The 15,331-nt window shown below is 63.4% G+C and carries 13 protein-coding genes; 2 read left to right on the forward strand and 11 right to left on the reverse strand.

Going from position 1 to position 15,331, the window contains the following annotated elements; genetic code table 11:
- Positions 1-149 precede the first annotated feature (149 nt).
- Positions 150-893 carry a FadR/GntR family transcriptional regulator gene (locus BVH03_RS10810; protein ID WP_075961151.1) on the forward strand — a complete coding sequence of 248 codons (744 nt, stop codon included), beginning with the start codon at positions 150-152 and terminating at the stop codon, positions 891-893.
- Between the two features lie 255 nt (positions 894-1,148).
- On the opposite strand, the gene BVH03_RS10815 is transcribed toward BVH03_RS10810, so the two are convergent.
- The 9 genes from BVH03_RS10815 to BVH03_RS10855 all read right to left on the reverse strand — a co-directional run bounded on the left by BVH03_RS10815 (position 1,149) and on the right by BVH03_RS10855 (position 10,908).
- The gene (locus BVH03_RS10815; RefSeq protein ID WP_075961152.1) at positions 1,149-1,883 is read right to left on the reverse strand and encodes an oligogalacturonate-specific porin KdgM family protein; all 735 of its coding nucleotides are present in this window, start codon (positions 1,881-1,883) and stop codon (positions 1,149-1,151) included.
- A gap of 228 nt (positions 1,884-2,111) precedes the next feature.
- Positions 2,112-2,876 carry an ABC transporter ATP-binding protein gene (locus tag BVH03_RS10820; protein ID WP_075961153.1) on the reverse strand — a complete coding sequence of 255 codons (765 nt, stop codon included), beginning with the start codon at positions 2,874-2,876 and terminating at the stop codon, positions 2,112-2,114.
- A 10-nt stretch (positions 2,877-2,886) separates the two neighbouring features.
- Positions 2,887-3,726 carry an ABC transporter ATP-binding protein gene (locus BVH03_RS10825; protein WP_075961154.1) on the reverse strand — a complete coding sequence of 280 codons (840 nt, stop codon included), beginning with the start codon at positions 3,724-3,726 and terminating at the stop codon, positions 2,887-2,889.
- Between the two features lie 9 nt (positions 3,727-3,735).
- A complete protein-coding gene (locus BVH03_RS10830) occupies positions 3,736-4,650 on the reverse strand; it encodes an ABC transporter permease (protein ID WP_075961155.1) in 915 nt (304 codons plus the stop codon).
- Positions 4,651-4,707: 57 nt separating this feature from the next.
- Positions 4,708-6,318, reverse strand: coding sequence for an ABC transporter substrate-binding protein (locus BVH03_RS10835; RefSeq protein WP_075961156.1), 1,611 nt, complete (start codon positions 6,316-6,318; stop codon positions 4,708-4,710).
- A 58-nt stretch (positions 6,319-6,376) separates the two neighbouring features.
- Positions 6,377-7,414: an ABC transporter permease gene (locus tag BVH03_RS10840; RefSeq protein ID WP_027903101.1), complete on the reverse strand. Its 1,038-nt coding sequence runs from the start codon at positions 7,412-7,414 to the stop codon at positions 6,377-6,379.
- A gap of 70 nt (positions 7,415-7,484) precedes the next feature.
- On the reverse strand, positions 7,485-9,098 hold the full coding sequence (locus tag BVH03_RS10845) for an ABC transporter substrate-binding protein (RefSeq protein ID WP_075961157.1): 1,614 nt from the start codon (positions 9,096-9,098) through the stop codon (positions 7,485-7,487).
- A gap of 67 nt (positions 9,099-9,165) precedes the next feature.
- Positions 9,166-10,320, reverse strand: coding sequence for a mandelate racemase family protein (locus BVH03_RS10850; RefSeq protein WP_075961158.1), 1,155 nt, complete (start codon positions 10,318-10,320; stop codon positions 9,166-9,168).
- Positions 10,321-10,749: 429 nt separating this feature from the next.
- Positions 10,750-10,908, reverse strand: a complete 159-nt coding sequence (locus tag BVH03_RS10855) for a YqaE/Pmp3 family membrane protein (protein ID WP_070884503.1) — start codon at positions 10,906-10,908, stop codon at positions 10,750-10,752.
- A gap of 201 nt (positions 10,909-11,109) precedes the next feature.
- Between BVH03_RS10855 and BVH03_RS10860 the strand changes: the two genes are divergently transcribed.
- A complete protein-coding gene (locus BVH03_RS10860; RefSeq protein ID WP_075961159.1) occupies positions 11,110-11,664 on the forward strand; it encodes an NADPH-dependent FMN reductase in 555 nt (184 codons plus the stop codon).
- 274 nt (positions 11,665-11,938) lie between these two features.
- Here the strand turns inward: BVH03_RS10860 and BVH03_RS10865 are convergent, their stop codons facing one another.
- On the reverse strand, positions 11,939-13,714 hold the full coding sequence (locus tag BVH03_RS10865; RefSeq protein WP_075961160.1) for an acyl-CoA dehydrogenase C-terminal domain-containing protein: 1,776 nt from the start codon (positions 13,712-13,714) through the stop codon (positions 11,939-11,941).
- A gap of 94 nt (positions 13,715-13,808) precedes the next feature.
- Positions 13,809-15,101, reverse strand: a complete 1,293-nt coding sequence (locus BVH03_RS10870; protein WP_075961169.1) for a diguanylate cyclase — start codon at positions 15,099-15,101, stop codon at positions 13,809-13,811.
- Positions 15,102-15,331 lie beyond the last annotated feature (230 nt).

Below are 15,331 nucleotides of genomic sequence, written 5' to 3' on the forward strand. Positions count from 1 at the left end.
TGATCGCACAGCCCACGGCAAGGCCCGTTGCCCGATGCCTATCAAGCACTTAAGCAAAGGGACTGCTACTATCACCCCCTGTCATTCGATGCGACCAAATCGCCAGCATGGCGGTCGTATACCGATAACGAAACAACAACGGATCGATGATGCAGGACAACCCGATTTGGACGCGCCCCCCGCGCAAGCAGCGCAGCCGTCTGGCTGAAGACCTGGTTGCGAAGATTTCCCAGCACATGCGCGATGGCACGCTCAAGCGTGGCGAGAAGCTGCCGGCCGAGCTGGATATCATGCGCGCCGAAGGGGTCAGCCGCACCGTGGTGCGTGATGCGTTGTCGCGCCTGCAGGTGGCGGGCCTGGTGGAAACGCGTCGAGGGGTCGGCACGTTCGTGTGCGACATGCCGGCGGCGCCCGAGCTCAAGCTGGGCCCGGCAACCATCAGTACCGCCGAGGACGTGCTGGAGCTGCTGGAGCTGCGCATGAGCCTCGAGGTGGCGGCGGTTGGCCTGGCGGCGCAGCGGCGCACGCCAGAATCGTTGCAGGAAATTCGCGTGGCACTGGATGCCATTCAGCAGGGCGCGGTGCAGCTGCCGGCGGGTCTGCCGATCAGCGCGGACTTCCAGTTCCATATCAAGATCGCCAAGGCCGCCGAGAACCCGCACCTGCTCGACATCATGAAGCACCTGGGCGCCAAGCAGATTCCGCGCAACAAGTTCAACTCGGCCTACAAGGCGCACGAGGACGGTGAGGCCTACAAGGAAAACCTCAGCCTCGAGCACGAGATGATCTACGACTCCATCGCCCGCGGTGATGTCGATTGTGCCCGGGCGGCCATGCAGTTGCACTTGATCAACAGCCGCGAGCGCCTGCTCAAGGCCCAGCGCCGCGCCTGATCGGACGCGAGACGAGTCACCTCGCTGCGGAATGAAACACACCGCAAACGCCTGTGACGCTGAATGGCCGCCATCGTTTCGCAGTGGTCAGCATCTTCTTGGCTGCCTGTTCATGATCTGGTTAGACGGTATGAAAGAGGCTGCGTCAAGGCAGAAGCGGCCGCTCGCCGCTCCCACAGGCACTGCGCCGATGTCCACTCCCGCCACCCATTTGCCCAAAACAACGAACTTGAGTTCGAAGGCTTTGAACAGGTTCTACATGAAGTTGTACTGCACCCCGATACGCCAGCGCAGCTGACGGTCGTCATCGGTGGCACTGACCTTGATATCGCCAATCTCGAAGAACGGCGCCCAGGATTTGTCCCATTTGTACTTCACGACCAGGTTCTGCTCGTAGTCGCTCTTCTTGTTGTCGTAACGGATGTAGTCGGTCTTGAAGTGGATGTACTGGTACTCGTACGACAGCCTGCCCGCTGGCGTGTAGCCCAGCCAGCCCTCGTAACGCTGGGTGTTGCGGTTGTCGGAGCCGCGGTCCGGCACCTCTTCGTCGATGCGGTCGCGGTTCAGTTTCAGGGCGTCGAAACGGTAGCGGGCGGCGACGTAGAACTGGTCGCTCAGCCTGTGAGTGTAGCGCACGCCGAACTTGTAGGTGGTGCCGTTTTCGTTGCTGTCCAGCTGAATGGCCGGCTGCCAGGTCGATACCGCATTGGGCTTGTACTGATAGCTGGTGGTCAGCTCGTGGCCGCTCGACACCGTGTTGTCGAAGGCGACGTCCTTGCGATCGCCGGCGGTGCGGTACTTGAGCTCGCCCTCGAAGCCCCAGCCGTTGTCCATGCGATAGGACAGCTTGACCCGATCGGAATGCAGGCGGTCGTCGTCCAGGTACTGGTGGCGGTAGTTGATCGAGGCACTGTCGGCCCAGGCGCTGCCGGCGGCGGCAGTGGACAGCAGGCAGGCGAGCAGGCGCAGCGTGAGTGTTTTCTTGTTCATGGTGGTGTCCTTCTTATTGTTTTCTATGGGTTGAGTTTGTGTTGCCTGGTTTCGGGCAAAGCGCCGCCGTGCAGCGTCGTGGCCGCATGTCCGAATCACTGGGTGGGTAACGCGCAGGCGAATCCGTGCCGCGGGCCTAGAGGCCCGTGTCGAAAAGTCAGCAGGGAGTTCGCGCTAACGCGTGGGTCGCCTCAGCCGCCATCTGACGGCCGAGGCGCGGTCAGGCCATCAGGGTGGTGCGACGGCACCGATGTCGCGGCTGGCATCGACCAGCAACTGGGTGTAGGCATGTTCGGCGCGGTTCTGCGCCAGCAGTGCGGGGTCGAGGGTTTCGACGATGCGCCCGTGCTGCATCACCGCCACGCGGTCGCAGAGATGGGCGACCACGCCCAGATCATGGGTGACCATCAGGTAGGTCAGGCCTTCCTGCTCGCGCAGGTCGGAGAGCAGGTTGAGAATCTCCGCTTGCACGGACACGTCCAGCGCCGAGGTCGGCTCGTCGAGCAGCAGCACGCGCGGTTCGAGAATCAAGGCGCGGGCGATGGCCACACGCTGGCGCTGCCCACCGGACAACTGATGCGGGTAGCGGTAGCGGTAGCTGTCATTGAGACCGACCTTGTTGAGGATCGCGGTGACCCTGTCGCCGCGGTTGCCGATGCCATGCACGGCGAGCGGTTCGCTGAGCGCCGAGTCGATGGTGTGCCGCGGGTGCAGCGAGCCGTAGGGGTCCTGAAAGACCATCTGCACCTGACGGAAATGTGCCAGGTCGAGCTTGTGGCGCAAACCGCGCCCGGCGATGCTCAACTGCCCTTCCCAGTGCCGGTACTGCCCGGCCAGGCAGCGCAGCACCGTGGTCTTGCCCGAGCCGGACTCGCCGACCAGGCCGAACGACTCGCCCTCCTCGACGCGCAGGGCAACGTCGTGGAGCACCTGACTGCGCGCCGCGCTGTCACCGAAACTGAGGTTGAGTGAATCCACTTCGATCATGGCCATGGGGGGTTCCTCAGTGGGTCAGCCAGAGGGGATCGCGCTGCAGATTGGGCAGGCGCGGACGGGGGCGATCGATACTCGGCAACGCGGCCAGCAGGCCCTGGGTGTAGGGGTGCCTGGCGTTGTCCAGCTCGGCGGCATCCAGCGCCTCGACCACCCGGCCGGCGTACATCACCAGCACGCGGTCGCAGAAGCTGCGCACCATGTTGAGGTCGTGACTGATCAGGATCAGCCCCAGATCGCGCTGGCTGACCAGCTCGTCGAGCACGCTGAGCACCTGGCGACGCACCGAGACGTCGAGTGCCGAGGTCGGTTCGTCGGCGACGATGATGTCAGGATCGGTGATCACCATCATGGCGATCATGATGCGCTGCGCCATGCCACCCGACACCTCGTGCGGGTAGAGCCCGTACACCCGCTGCGGATCGCGGATGTGCACCTTGTCGAGCATGTCCAGCACCCGCTCGCGGGCATCGGCCTTGCTGGCGCGGTGGTGCGCCAGGTACGCCTCGGCGATCTGCTCGCCGACGCGTACCACCGGGTTCAGCGAGTACTTGGGGTCCTGCATGATCATCGAGATGCGTTTGCCACGAATCGCCTGCACCTGTTTTTCGCTGGCAGTCAGCAGGTCGACCTCGCCCAGGGTCATGGCACTGGCGGTGATCCGCGCGCTGGCCGGGTGCAGGCGCAGCAGGCTGCGGCCCACGGTGGATTTGCCCGAGCCGGACTCGCCGACGATGGCCAGTTTCTCGCGGCCGAGGCTGAAGGAGACGTTGCGCACCGCATCGACCTCCTTGCGGCCACTGGTGAAGCGCACGCAGAGATCCTGCACGTCGAGTTTGATCGCAGACATGCTGCCTCCTTAATTGCTGCGCGGGTCGAGGACGTCGCGCAGACCGTCACCCAACAGGTTGAACGCCAGGCTGACCAGCATGATGGTCGCCCCCGGAACGGCTACCAGCCACCAGCACTCGAGCATGTAACGACGCCCGGTGGAAATCATCGCGCCCCACTCCGGCAGCGGCGCCTGGGCGCCCAGGCCGAGAAAGCCCAGGGCAGCGGCGGTGAGAATGATGCTGGCCATGTTCATGGTCAGGCGGATGATCACCGACGACAGGCACATGGGCATGATGTGACGCAGGATGATGCGCGGCGACGAGGCGCCCTGCAGCTGCACGGCAACCACGAAGTCGGCGTTGCGCAGCGACAGGGTTTCCGCCCGGGCCAGGCGGGCGATCGGTGGCCAGGAGGTCAGCGCGATGGCGATCACCGCGTGCTCCAGGCCTGGGCCCAGGGCGGCGATGAAGGCCAGCGCCAGCACCAGGCTGGGGAACGAAATGAAGATGTCGGTGATGCGCATGAACAGCGCGTCGACGAAGCCGCCGAAGTAGCCGGAAACGGTGCCGATCAACAGGCCGATGGGGCCAACGATGATGGTCACCAGGGCGATGATGTACAGGGTGATGCGCGAGCCGTAGACCAGCCGGCTGAACACGTCGCGGCCGAACTCGTCGGTGCCGAACCAGTGCGCCGCGCTCGGTGCCTGCAGGGCGTTGCCGAGGTTCTGCATGATCGGGTCGTGGGTGGCGATCCACGGCGCGAAGGCCGCCACCAGCACCAGCAGCGCCACCACGGCGGAGCCCATCAGCGTCATGGGGTTGCGCAGCAGGTGCTGCATGACCCGTACGCTGCTCAGACGGAACGCCTGGAACGCGGAGACCGGCGCCTGGCCGTTCGCCCGTTTCAGGGATGAAGATGAAGAGATGTTGGCAATCATCATGTGCCTCCGTTACTCGAATCGCTCGGTACCGGGCGCAGCGCTGCGCCCGATCGCTCAACGCTGCTTGTACACACCCAGGTAACGCGTCGCCTCGGCATCGGCGCCCTGGAATCCCTTGACGTCGGCCGCACTGACCACTGGATCGGTCATCTGCGAGATCATCATGATCGGCCCCACCAGCTCGTCGTAACGCTGCTGCACGCGGTGATACAGGCTCAGCTTGGCGGCTTCGTCGCGCTCTACGCCAAGCTTGTCGATCAGGCCATTGAGTTCGGCGTCCTGAAAGGCCGCGCGCCAGCCCTGGAAGTTGGCGATGCCGGCGTCATCGCGGTTGTCCGGGTTGTAGACGAAGGTGCGCAGGCTGAAGTACGGATGCGGATAGCGCTCGGCACCACGGGCGACGATGATCTCGAAGTTGCGCGCACGCATGGCGCCGTACACCTGGTTGCCGGTGCCGGTGATGATGCTCGCCTGGATGCCGGCCTGGGCCAGGGTCGACTGCAGGCTAGCGGCGATATTCACGAACGGCGGCTCGGCCAGGGTGCGGATGGTGGTCTTGAAGCCCTGCGGGTGGCCGGCCTCGGCCAGCAGTTTCTTGGCGGCCTCGACGTCCAGTGTGTAGCCAGGGTTCGGCAGGCGCGCCTCCAGGCCCAGCTGCATCGGCTGCTGGTTGAGCTTGCCGTAATAAGGCATCACCACCTTGTCCAGGCCCTGATAGTCGATCAACGAGCGCACCGCTTTGCGCACACGAATGTCATCGAACGGCGCCGACTTCATGCTCATCGCCACGTAATACATGGTGCCGCGCGGCAGGGTCTGGATCTGCATCTGGCCCTTGGCGGCCAGCGCCTGAACGTCGGAGGCGGCCATGCCATAGCCCATGTCCAGGTCACCGCGTTCGAGCATCAGGCGCAGCGATTGCGACTCGGTGATATGGCGGATCAGCACGCGCTTGAGCTTGCTGGCGCCGCCCCAGTAATCGGCGAATGCGGTCATCACCAGGGTATCGTTGGCGCGCCAGGCGCTGAGGCTGAACGGGCCGCTGCCGGCTTCGTTGGTCACCAGCCAGGCGGCGCCCAGATCGCCGTTCTTCTCGTGTTCGAGCACGGTCTTGCGGTCCAGCACCACGGCACTTGGCGAGGTGGCCAGGGTGTCGATCATCAACAGTGGGTCGGTCGGCTGCGGCAAGTCGATGACCAGGGTCGATTGGTCGCTGGCGCGGATCAACTGCCCAATGTTGTCCAGCGTGTAGCCGTAGGCCTTCCAGGTGGTGGCTAGGCCGTAGTTGAGCTTGAGCACGCGATACAGCGACCAGGCCACGTCTTCGGCGGTGACCGGGTTGCCGGAATGGAAACGCGCGTCGCTGCGCAGATGGAAGGTCAGCTGACGACCGTCCTCACTGATTTCCCAGCGCTCGGCCAGTTGCGGCACGTGCTCGTCGGGGCTGCCGTCCTTACGCAGGATCAGCGTGTCGTACAGGTTGGCATTGATGCCCGAGGCATCCAGCCCCGGTGCGTTGGCCGGGTCGATGGAGAACAGATTGGCCATGCTCATGCCGACGATCAGTTGATCGTCTGGCGTCTTGGCCTGGGCGTTCAGCAGCGGAGCGGCGCACAGCAGCGCACCGAGTACCGCGCTCAGCACGGTGGAGCGAAACGATTTCATGCGGATATCCCTATTTTGTAATTATTGAAGGGCTGCAATCGATTGATCGGGTATCAGGTCAGCGGGTACGCGGGTCGAACACCTTGTACAGCGCATCGCTGAGCAGGTTGAGGCCGACGAAGATGAAGCCGATCACCAGCACGCACCCCATCACCGCATTCATGTCGCCGAGCAGCAGGCTGCTGGTCAGGTACTGGCCGAAGCCGGGCCAGGCGAACACCGTCTCGATCAGCACCGCGCCTTCGAGTAGCGAGCCGTAGGCCAGCGCCACCACGGTGAGCAACTGCACGAGGATGTTGCGAAAGGCATGGCCCCAGATCACCTTGCGCCGCGACAGGCCCTTGACCCGGGCGGTGAGGATGTATTCCTGGGACAGCTGCTCGAGCATGAAGCTGCGCGTCATGCGGCTGATGTAGGCCACCGAGTTGAGGCCCAGGATCAGCGCCGGCAGGAGGATATGCTTGAGCGCGCTGGAGAAGGCTTCCCAGTCGCCGGCGATGGCGCTGTCGATCAGCAGCATGCCGGTCACCGACGGCACCATGCCGTCGTACGCCAGGTCGATGCGCCCTGCCCCGCCGGCCCAGCCGAGCCAGGCGTAGAACACCAGCAGGCCCATCATGCCCAACCAGAAGATCGGCGTGGAGTAGCCGAACAGGGTGACCACGCGGGCCAGGTGATCGCCGATACGGCCCTGGTTGGCAGCGGCGAACACACCCAGTGGCAGGCCGATCACCACGCCGAAGATGATCGCCAGGGTGGCCAGTTCGATGGTCGCCGGGAATACCCGGGCGATGTCCTCGATCACCGGATGGCCGGTGAGCAGCGCGTTGCCGAAATTGCCCTGGGCCAGGTCGCGCAGGTAATAGCCGAACTGCACCAGCAGTGGTCGGTCGAGGCCCATGGCCTGATAGACCTGGTCGTAGGTGGAACTGTCGGCATCCGGGCCGACCACCGCCAGCACCGGGTCCAGAGGCATCACGCGGCCGATGAAGAAGGTCATCGCCAAGAGGCCCAGCAGGGTCATCAGCACCGCACCGAAACGGCGTGAGGTGCCGCCCATCCGCGTGCCGAAGAAAGACGCAGTCGAAGCAAACATGAGGAGCTCCCGATTGATCGCAGCGAGTTCGTGTCCGTGTCGCATCGGGCGGCCTGAGCCGCCCGGCGGCTCAACGATCCTTGTGCACATCCTTGTAGCGCGTGGTCGCCGCGCTGTGACCGACGTAGCCGACCACGTCGTGGTAGATCACCACCGTGTCGGTCATCTGCGAGATCGGCATGATGGCGCCGACCTGCTCGTCGTAGAGGTTCTGGAACTGGTGGTACAGCTCCAGTTGCTTCTGCTTGTCCGGCTCCACTTCGGCCTGCTCGATCAGCGCGTTGAGCTCCGGGCTGTGGAACGAGGTGCGCCAGCCCTGGAAGTTGCTCAGCTTGGCTTCGTCGCGGTTATCCGGGTTGTACACCAGGGTGCGCAGGCTCGAATGTGGGTGCCGCTCGGCACCGCCGCCGCCACGACCGACGATGATGTCGAAGGTGCGCTCGCGCATGGAGCCGTACACCTGAGTGCCGGTGCCGGTAACGATGCGCGCCTTGATGCCGGCCTGGGCCAGGGTCGACTGCAGGCTGGAGGCGATATTGATGAACGGCGGCTCGGCGAGCACGCGAATGGTGGTCTGGAAACCATCCGGGTAACCGGCCTCGGCGAGCAGCTTCTTGGCTTCCTCGACGTTCAGGCGATAGCCCGGGTCATCCAGTCGCGCCGGCAGGCCGAGCGGCATCGGGCGCTGATTGAGGGCGCCGTAGTGCGGCATCACCACATCGTTGATGCCCTGGTAGTCGATCAGCAAGCGAACTGCCTTGCGCACGCGGGCGTCGGCGAACATCGGCTGCTTGGTGCTTAGCGCCACGTAGTAAAGGGTGCCGCGCTGCACGGTCTGGGTCTTGACCTTGTCCGAGCTGCTCAGTGCGCTGATGTCCGGTGCGGACATACCACGGGCGATGTCCAGGTCGCCACGCTCGACCATCAGGCGCAGCGACTGCGACTCGGTCATGTTGCGCATCACCACGCGCTTGAGCTCGGCCGGGCCGCCCCAGTAGTCCTCGAAGCGGGTCATCAGGATAACGTCGTTGGCGCGCCAGGCGTTGAGCACGAACGGCCCGCTGCCCGCTGCATTGGTAGTCAGCCAGGCGCCGCCCATGTCGCCATTCTTGTCGTGCTTGAGCACCTCTTTCTTATCGAGGATGAAGGCACTGGGCGAGGTGGCCAGGGTATTGAGCACCAGCATCGGGTCGGTCGGGCGAGCCAGTTCGATTACCACGGTGTGGTCGTCGGTCGCGCGGATCTGCTGTTCGACGTTATCGGCGGTGAAGCCGTAGGCCTTCCAGGTCGAGGCCAGTGCCAGGTTGAGCTTGAGCACGCGCTGCAGCGACCAGATAACGTCCCTGGCGGTCAGCTCGTTGCCGGAGTGGAACTTGACGCCGCTGCGCAGGTGAAAGGTCAGCGTCTTGTGGTCGTCGCTGATTTCCCAGCGCTCGGCCAGGGCCGGCACCAGGGTGTCCGGCGCGGAAGCGTCCTGCACCAGCAGCATGTCGTACAGGTTGGCGTTGACCTCGGAGACGTCCAGGCCTGTGGCGGCGGCCGGATCGAGGGACAGCAGGTTGATCATGCTCATGCCGACGATGAGCTGGTCGGCAGGCGTCTTGGCCTGCACCGCGGTGACGGTACCCAGGGCCAGGGTGGCGGCCAGCAGGCCCGCCAGCAGATGCGGAAGTGGTTTGATCATGAGACGGCCTTCTTATATTTATTCGACTCAGAAACGGCGCAGCCGCGCACGGCTGCACGGCAGTGCATCAGTAGCGGTTGACGGTATTGGTCTCGATGTAGGCGAAGTTGATGTCCTCGCCGAGGCCCGGGCGATCCGGTAGGTGCACGTAGCCATCGAGGTCCATCGGGTCGACGATGCTGTTCAGGTACGCCGGCACGTCGTCATACTCGAGGAACGGGTGCAGCAGGCCGCGCTCGTACCAGTCGCAGTTCTTGATCGCACCGACCACTGCAAGGTTGGCGGCGCCGTTACCGTGGATCTCGCAGTGCATGCCGTAGGCTTCGGCCAGGTGCGCGACCTTCAGGCACGGCGCGATACCGCCGACTCCGGCCACACCGGCGCGCAGGATGTCGCAGGCGCCCTGCCCGACCCAGCTGGCACGGCTCATGTACTTGCCGCCGAGGGATTCCGGGCCCAGCACCGGGATGTCCAGGTTGGCCGCCAGCCATGCGTAGGACTCGGCCGACTCTTCCATCATCGGCTCCTCGAACCAGGCGAAATCGAGTTTCTCCAGCTCACGGCCGATGTACAGCGCGTCGGTGCGGCTGTACCAGTGATAACCGTCGAGCATCAGCGCGATATCCGGGCCGACCGCCTCGCGCACCGCGGCGCAGGCGCGCACATCCATCTTCGGGTCCGGCGCGAAGGAGATCGGCGGCATCCAGGTGTGCAGCTTGATCGCCTTGTAGCCGCGGGCGACCAGTTGCTCGGCGAAGCGGCCGTACTCCTCCGGGGTCGACAGGCCGCCCGGCAGGTCGTCGCCACACATGGTCGAGCCGTAGGCCAGCACCTTGTCGCGATAGCCACCGATGAGCTTGTGCACCGGCTGCTTGAACTTGCGCCCTGCCCAATCCCACAGCGCCTGCTCGACCAGTGCCAGGGCGCGGTCGGTCAACTGACTGGCACTGCCGCGCTGCCAGTGGGCCAGGTCTTGCCAGATTTTCTCGCGGTCCAGCGCGTTCTGGCCGATCAGCACCTTGCGCACGAAGCTGTCGATGATGTGCGGGCGGATCAGTTCGGGCGCCCCGAAGGCATAGCCTTCAGCACCGTCCTCAGTGGCGACGCGCAGCATGGCCATCTTGGCCAGGGACTCTTCGCCCGGGTGAGCATGGCCGGCCGCATCGACGCTGCGGCGGGTGGGGTAGGTGAAAACCTCGACATTGACCTGAGTGATCTTCATTGAACGCGCCTTGGATCTTGTGATTATTTGAGTGGCCCGATGTATGTTGTCATACAGCGAATGAGCAGATAATTGCCGTTATCCCAAACGCTGTCAAGAAGCTGTAAAGAAGAAAACCAGGGCTTAACTGTTTATCAAATGGCCATCATCGCCGCTCGAATAAATGCCAAAAAACCAAATAAAACCTAGCACAAACAGCAACTTAAAATAAAATAAGTTGTGTATTAAAGGCTTCCGAGAGAGAAATGGAACTCGACGAAAAACAATCTGAGCGAGGCGGTTCCACCCGCACGACGCAATCAGGGGGCCTCGCCACGCGCGCCAAAAAAGAATGACCAAGCGAGGTTGTCATACAGCAACTGAGCAGCACACCGCGTCTACAGGCAATAAAAAACCGCGCAATGCGCGGTTCTTGTACACGCCAGAACGTCAACGCTTGGCAATGATATACACGGCATGAATGATGCCCGGAAAGTAACCAAGCAACGTCAGCAGAATGTTCAACCAGAAGGCGCCAGCGAAGCCGACCTGCAGGAAAACCCCCAACGGCGGGAGAAGAATGGCGATCAGAATGCGGATCAGATCCATGATGGTAGTCCTATTAGTGGGCCCAAGGGGCGTTACCCCACAATCGACTGGCGCTGGCAACATCCGGTTCCAGAAAAATCGCACGCTCGCCCCCGCTATGTCGCCTGCCAGACGGGCTCATGAGCTTTCCTAACGTCGAACGGAGTCTATAGTGTGCTGGCCCTGTCCATAACAGCTCCATCCCTTTCCAGGAGAGTTTCCATGAGCAAAACCTATAACGTGGCCGTACTGGTCGGCAGCCTGCGCAAGGCATCGATCAATCGCAAGCTGGCTCTGGCACTGGCCGACCTCGCGCCGCAGCATCTGAAACTGTCCATCGTCGAAATCGGCGATCTGCCGCTGTACAACGAAGACATCGACGTCGATCCAGCCCCGGCTGCCTACACCACCTTTCGCAACGCGCTCAAAGGCGCTGACGCCGTGCTGTTCGTGACTCCCGAATACAATCGCTCGATTCCCGCACCGATGAAGAACGCCGTGGAAGTCGCCTCGCGGCCTTACGGGCAGAGCGCCCTGAGCGGCAAACCCGCTGGAGTGGTCAGCGCCTCACCGGGCGCCATCGGCGGCTTCGGCGCCAATCACCAGCTGCGCCAGGCCCTGGTTTTCCTCGATATGCCACTGCTGCAGCAGCCCGAAGCCTACCTGGGCGGCGCCGGTAATTTCTTCGACGAAAGCGGCAAGCTCAGTGACAGCATCAAGCCCTTTCTGCAGAAGTACATCGACACCTTCGCCGCATGGGTGGAAAAGACCGCCTGACGGTAGCATCGCAAGAGCCCGCCTGGGCTCTTGCGGCAATGACGCGGACATTTTCGCCGCGCAAAAAGAAAACCCCGCCGAGGCGGGGTTTTGCAGACTTGAACCTGACATCCTTGATCAGAGCGCCATCCTGGCAGCGTCCCACGTATCCCTGTCTGTTCAGTGCGCTTCCTGCGCTAAGTCCTTGAAGTGAAGATTACGCCTGGCGCCCAAGAGCCAATAGTGGGCAAAGACAGAAGCGCGTGTAAGCAATAGCCTACACGCGCTTCGCGCCTCAGAACTGCTCGGCCGCCAGCAGATAAAGGCTGTCGCTGCCCGCGCTTACCGAAGCGTTCAGCGAGTGGATGCGTGGCAGCAAGCGCGCGAAGTAAAACCGTGCGGTGCCCAGCTTGCTGGCATAGAAATCATCCTGCTCTTCCTTGCCCTGCGCCACCCTGGCCATCCTCGCCCACATGTAGGCGTAGGCGGTATAGCCGAACAGATGCAGGTACTCCACCGAAGCGGCGCCGATTTCATTGGGGTTGACCCGCGCACGCTCGAGCAATGCCTGGGTCTGCATTTCCAGAATGTCGACGGCCTCCAGCAGCGGCGCCTGGAACTCCTCGGCCAGCGCCTCTTCGCTGGCAAAGGCGCGCACCTCTTCGGTGAAGTGCCGGCAGAACGCGCCGCCACTGCCGACGATCTTGCGGCCGACTAGATCCAGCGCCTGAATGCCGTTGGTGCCTTCGTAGATCTGCGTGATGCGGCAGTCGCGAACCAGCTGCTCCTGGCCCCATTCGCGCACATAACCGTGGCCACCGAACACCTGCTGGCCGTGAATGGTGGTCTCCAACCCCAGGTCGGTGAGGAAGGCCTTGGCCACCGGGGTCAGCAGCGCCACCAACTCTTCGGCGCGCTTGCGGATGGCTTCGTCTTCACTGTATTTGGCGGTGTCGAGCTGCAGGGCCACGTAGCTGGAGAAGGCGCGACCGCCCTCGTTGAACGCCTTCATGGTCAGCAGCATGCGGCGCACGTCCGGGTGCACGATGATCGGATCGGCCGCCTTGTCCTTGGCCACCGCACCGGTCGGCGCACGGCTCTGGATACGCTCACGGGCGTAGTCGATGGCGCTCTGGTAGGAGCGCTCGCCGGTCGACAGGCCCTGGATGCCGACGCCCAGGCGCTCGTAGTTCATCATGGTGAACATCGCCGCCAGGCCGCGATTGGGCGCATCGATGATGTAACCGGTGGCGCCATCGAAGTTCATCACGCAGGTGCTCGAGGCCTTGATGCCCATCTTGTGCTCGATCGAGCCACAGGAAACCGCGTTGCGCTCGCCCAGCGAACCATCGGCATTGACCATGAACTTGGGCACCAGAAACAGCGAGATGCCCTTGGGCCCGGTCGGTGCATCCGGCAGTTTGGCCAGCACCAAGTGGATGATGTTCTCGGTCAGGTCGTGCTCACCACCGGTGATGAATATCTTGGTGCCACTGACCTTGTAGCTGCCGTCGGCCTGGGGCTCGGCCTTGGTGCGGATGATGCCCAGATCGGTGCCGGCATGGGGTTCAGTCAGGCACATCGAGCCGGCCCAGACGCCGGCATACATGTTCGGCAGGTACGCCTGCTTGAGTTCTTCACTGGCGTGGGCATTGAGCGACAAACAGGCACCGGCGGTGAGCATCGGGTAGAGACCGAAGGACAGGCTGGACGAATTGACCATTTCCTCGACCTGGGCGGAAATCACCTTGGGCATGCCCATACCGCCGAACTGCGGGTCACCGCCCACACCAACCCAACCGCCCTCGGCGTAGGCCTTGTAGGCCTCGAGGAAGCCAGCCGGCGTGCGCACTTCGTGATTGTTCCAGGTGCAACCTTCTTCGTCACTGGCGCGGTTCAAGGGGGCAATCATGCCGGCAGTGATCTTGCCGGCCTCTTCGAGGATCGCATTGGCGGTTTCCTCGTCGACCACCTCGGCCAGGGCAGGTAGCTGCGCCCAGAGCCTGGAAACCTGGAAAACCTCGTTGAGCACGAAGCGCATGTCACGCAGGGGGGCTTTGTAGTCGGCCATGGGAAGTCCTCGGTAGCACGGTCAGAAGCCGAGTCTAGCCCAACAACTTTTCAGACACATAGGGTCGTGTCGTGACCGGTCAACCACTGATCGGTCAGCTGGCGTCAGCCTTCAGTTTCACCGCCCCACGGCGGCGCTGCGCCTGGCAACTTACGCAGTTGCGCCCCGCGCTCTTGGCACCATAAAGCGCCTTGTCCGCGGCCTTGAGCACCGCTTCCACACTGCGGTGCTCAAGGCCGGGCTGGGCCACGCCGATGCTCACCGTCACCGACACCTGGGACGCCCCCGAGCCGGCCCGGCGCTGGCGCCCGGCCTTGTCGTCAGCCGGGCGTTGCTGGCGATCGCGTAACTGGATCTGGTAGCGCTCGACCGCCTGGCGTACGGCCTCCAGGTGCGGCAGGCACTGCTCGATGCCCTTGCCGGCGAATACCAGGGTGAATTCCTCGCCACCGTAGCGATACACCTTGCCGCCGCCGCCCACCTTGCGCAGCTGGCTGGCCACCACGCGCAGCACCTGGTCGCCAACGTCATGGCCGTGGGTGTCGTTGAATTTCTTGAAGTGATCGACGTCGGCCATGGCGATCACGTAGTTGCGTCCCAGGCGCTGCAGGCGCTCGTTCAGCGCGCGGCGCCCGGGCAATCCGGTCAGCTCGTCGCGAAACGCCATCTGGTAGGCCTCATGGGCCACGCCGACGACGATCATCAGCATTACCACGCTGGACATCACCTGCAGCGCGTGGGGCTGAATGAAGGTATTGGGCAGCATCCACAACAACGCCAGCGCGCCCACCAGCTGTACGGCATGCACCGGCCGCGGCGTGCGCAGGTACTGGACCAGCAACGCAATGATCACCAGCAGGAACACCGGGTAGGCCAGCTGCACCAGGCTCATCCACTCGGCATGCAGCGACGGCCAGCGGATTACCGATAGCCATTGTTCCAGGCCATGGGGATAACGCCGCGCCAGCGCGGCGGCTACTCCGCCGACCGCCAGCAGCACGGCACCCCGGGCGATCAGATCCTGAATCAGGTGGGTGCGCTCGCGCCACAGCGCGAACAAACCGTAGAGCGCGGGCAGCAACAGGCTGCTGAGGTGAAAGACCAGCGCCGCGTCCTCGCGCACCCGGCCGAACTCACGGTAGTGATCGACCTGCTCGTCGAGCAGGAAATAGCCCAGATAGAGCACCAGCAGCATGAACAGCTCGCGCTGGCGGCCATAGACCACGCAAAACGTGCCGCCGAGCAACAGCAGCAGGGTGGGCAGTACGTTGAACAGCGAGGTGAAGAAGTCGGTCAGGGTCGGCAGGGTCGCGGCCAGCAGGCCACCGCCGAGCAGCAGCAATGCCGGCAGAAAATGCCCCAGGCGCAACGCGACGAGACGCGGCAAGACCAGCTCCGCCATGATCAGAGAAGAGAATGGCATTTTGCCTGTAATTGGCTGTGGACGCACGCCGCGCCTGCCGAGCACGCGCCTTGCTCATAAAAAAACCGCGGCACTGCAGAGCGTGTGAAAACTCGCTGATGCAGGTAGTGATCCCATCAGACGCCCCGACATTGTTCGGGGCGTTTGCTTTTGTACGATTCGAAAGGTCGCGACCAACCTTTCAAGTGAGCAGC

Source organism: Pseudomonas sp. PA15(2017) (assembly GCF_001945395.1).
GTDB lineage: Bacteria > Pseudomonadota > Gammaproteobacteria > Pseudomonadales > Pseudomonadaceae > Aquipseudomonas.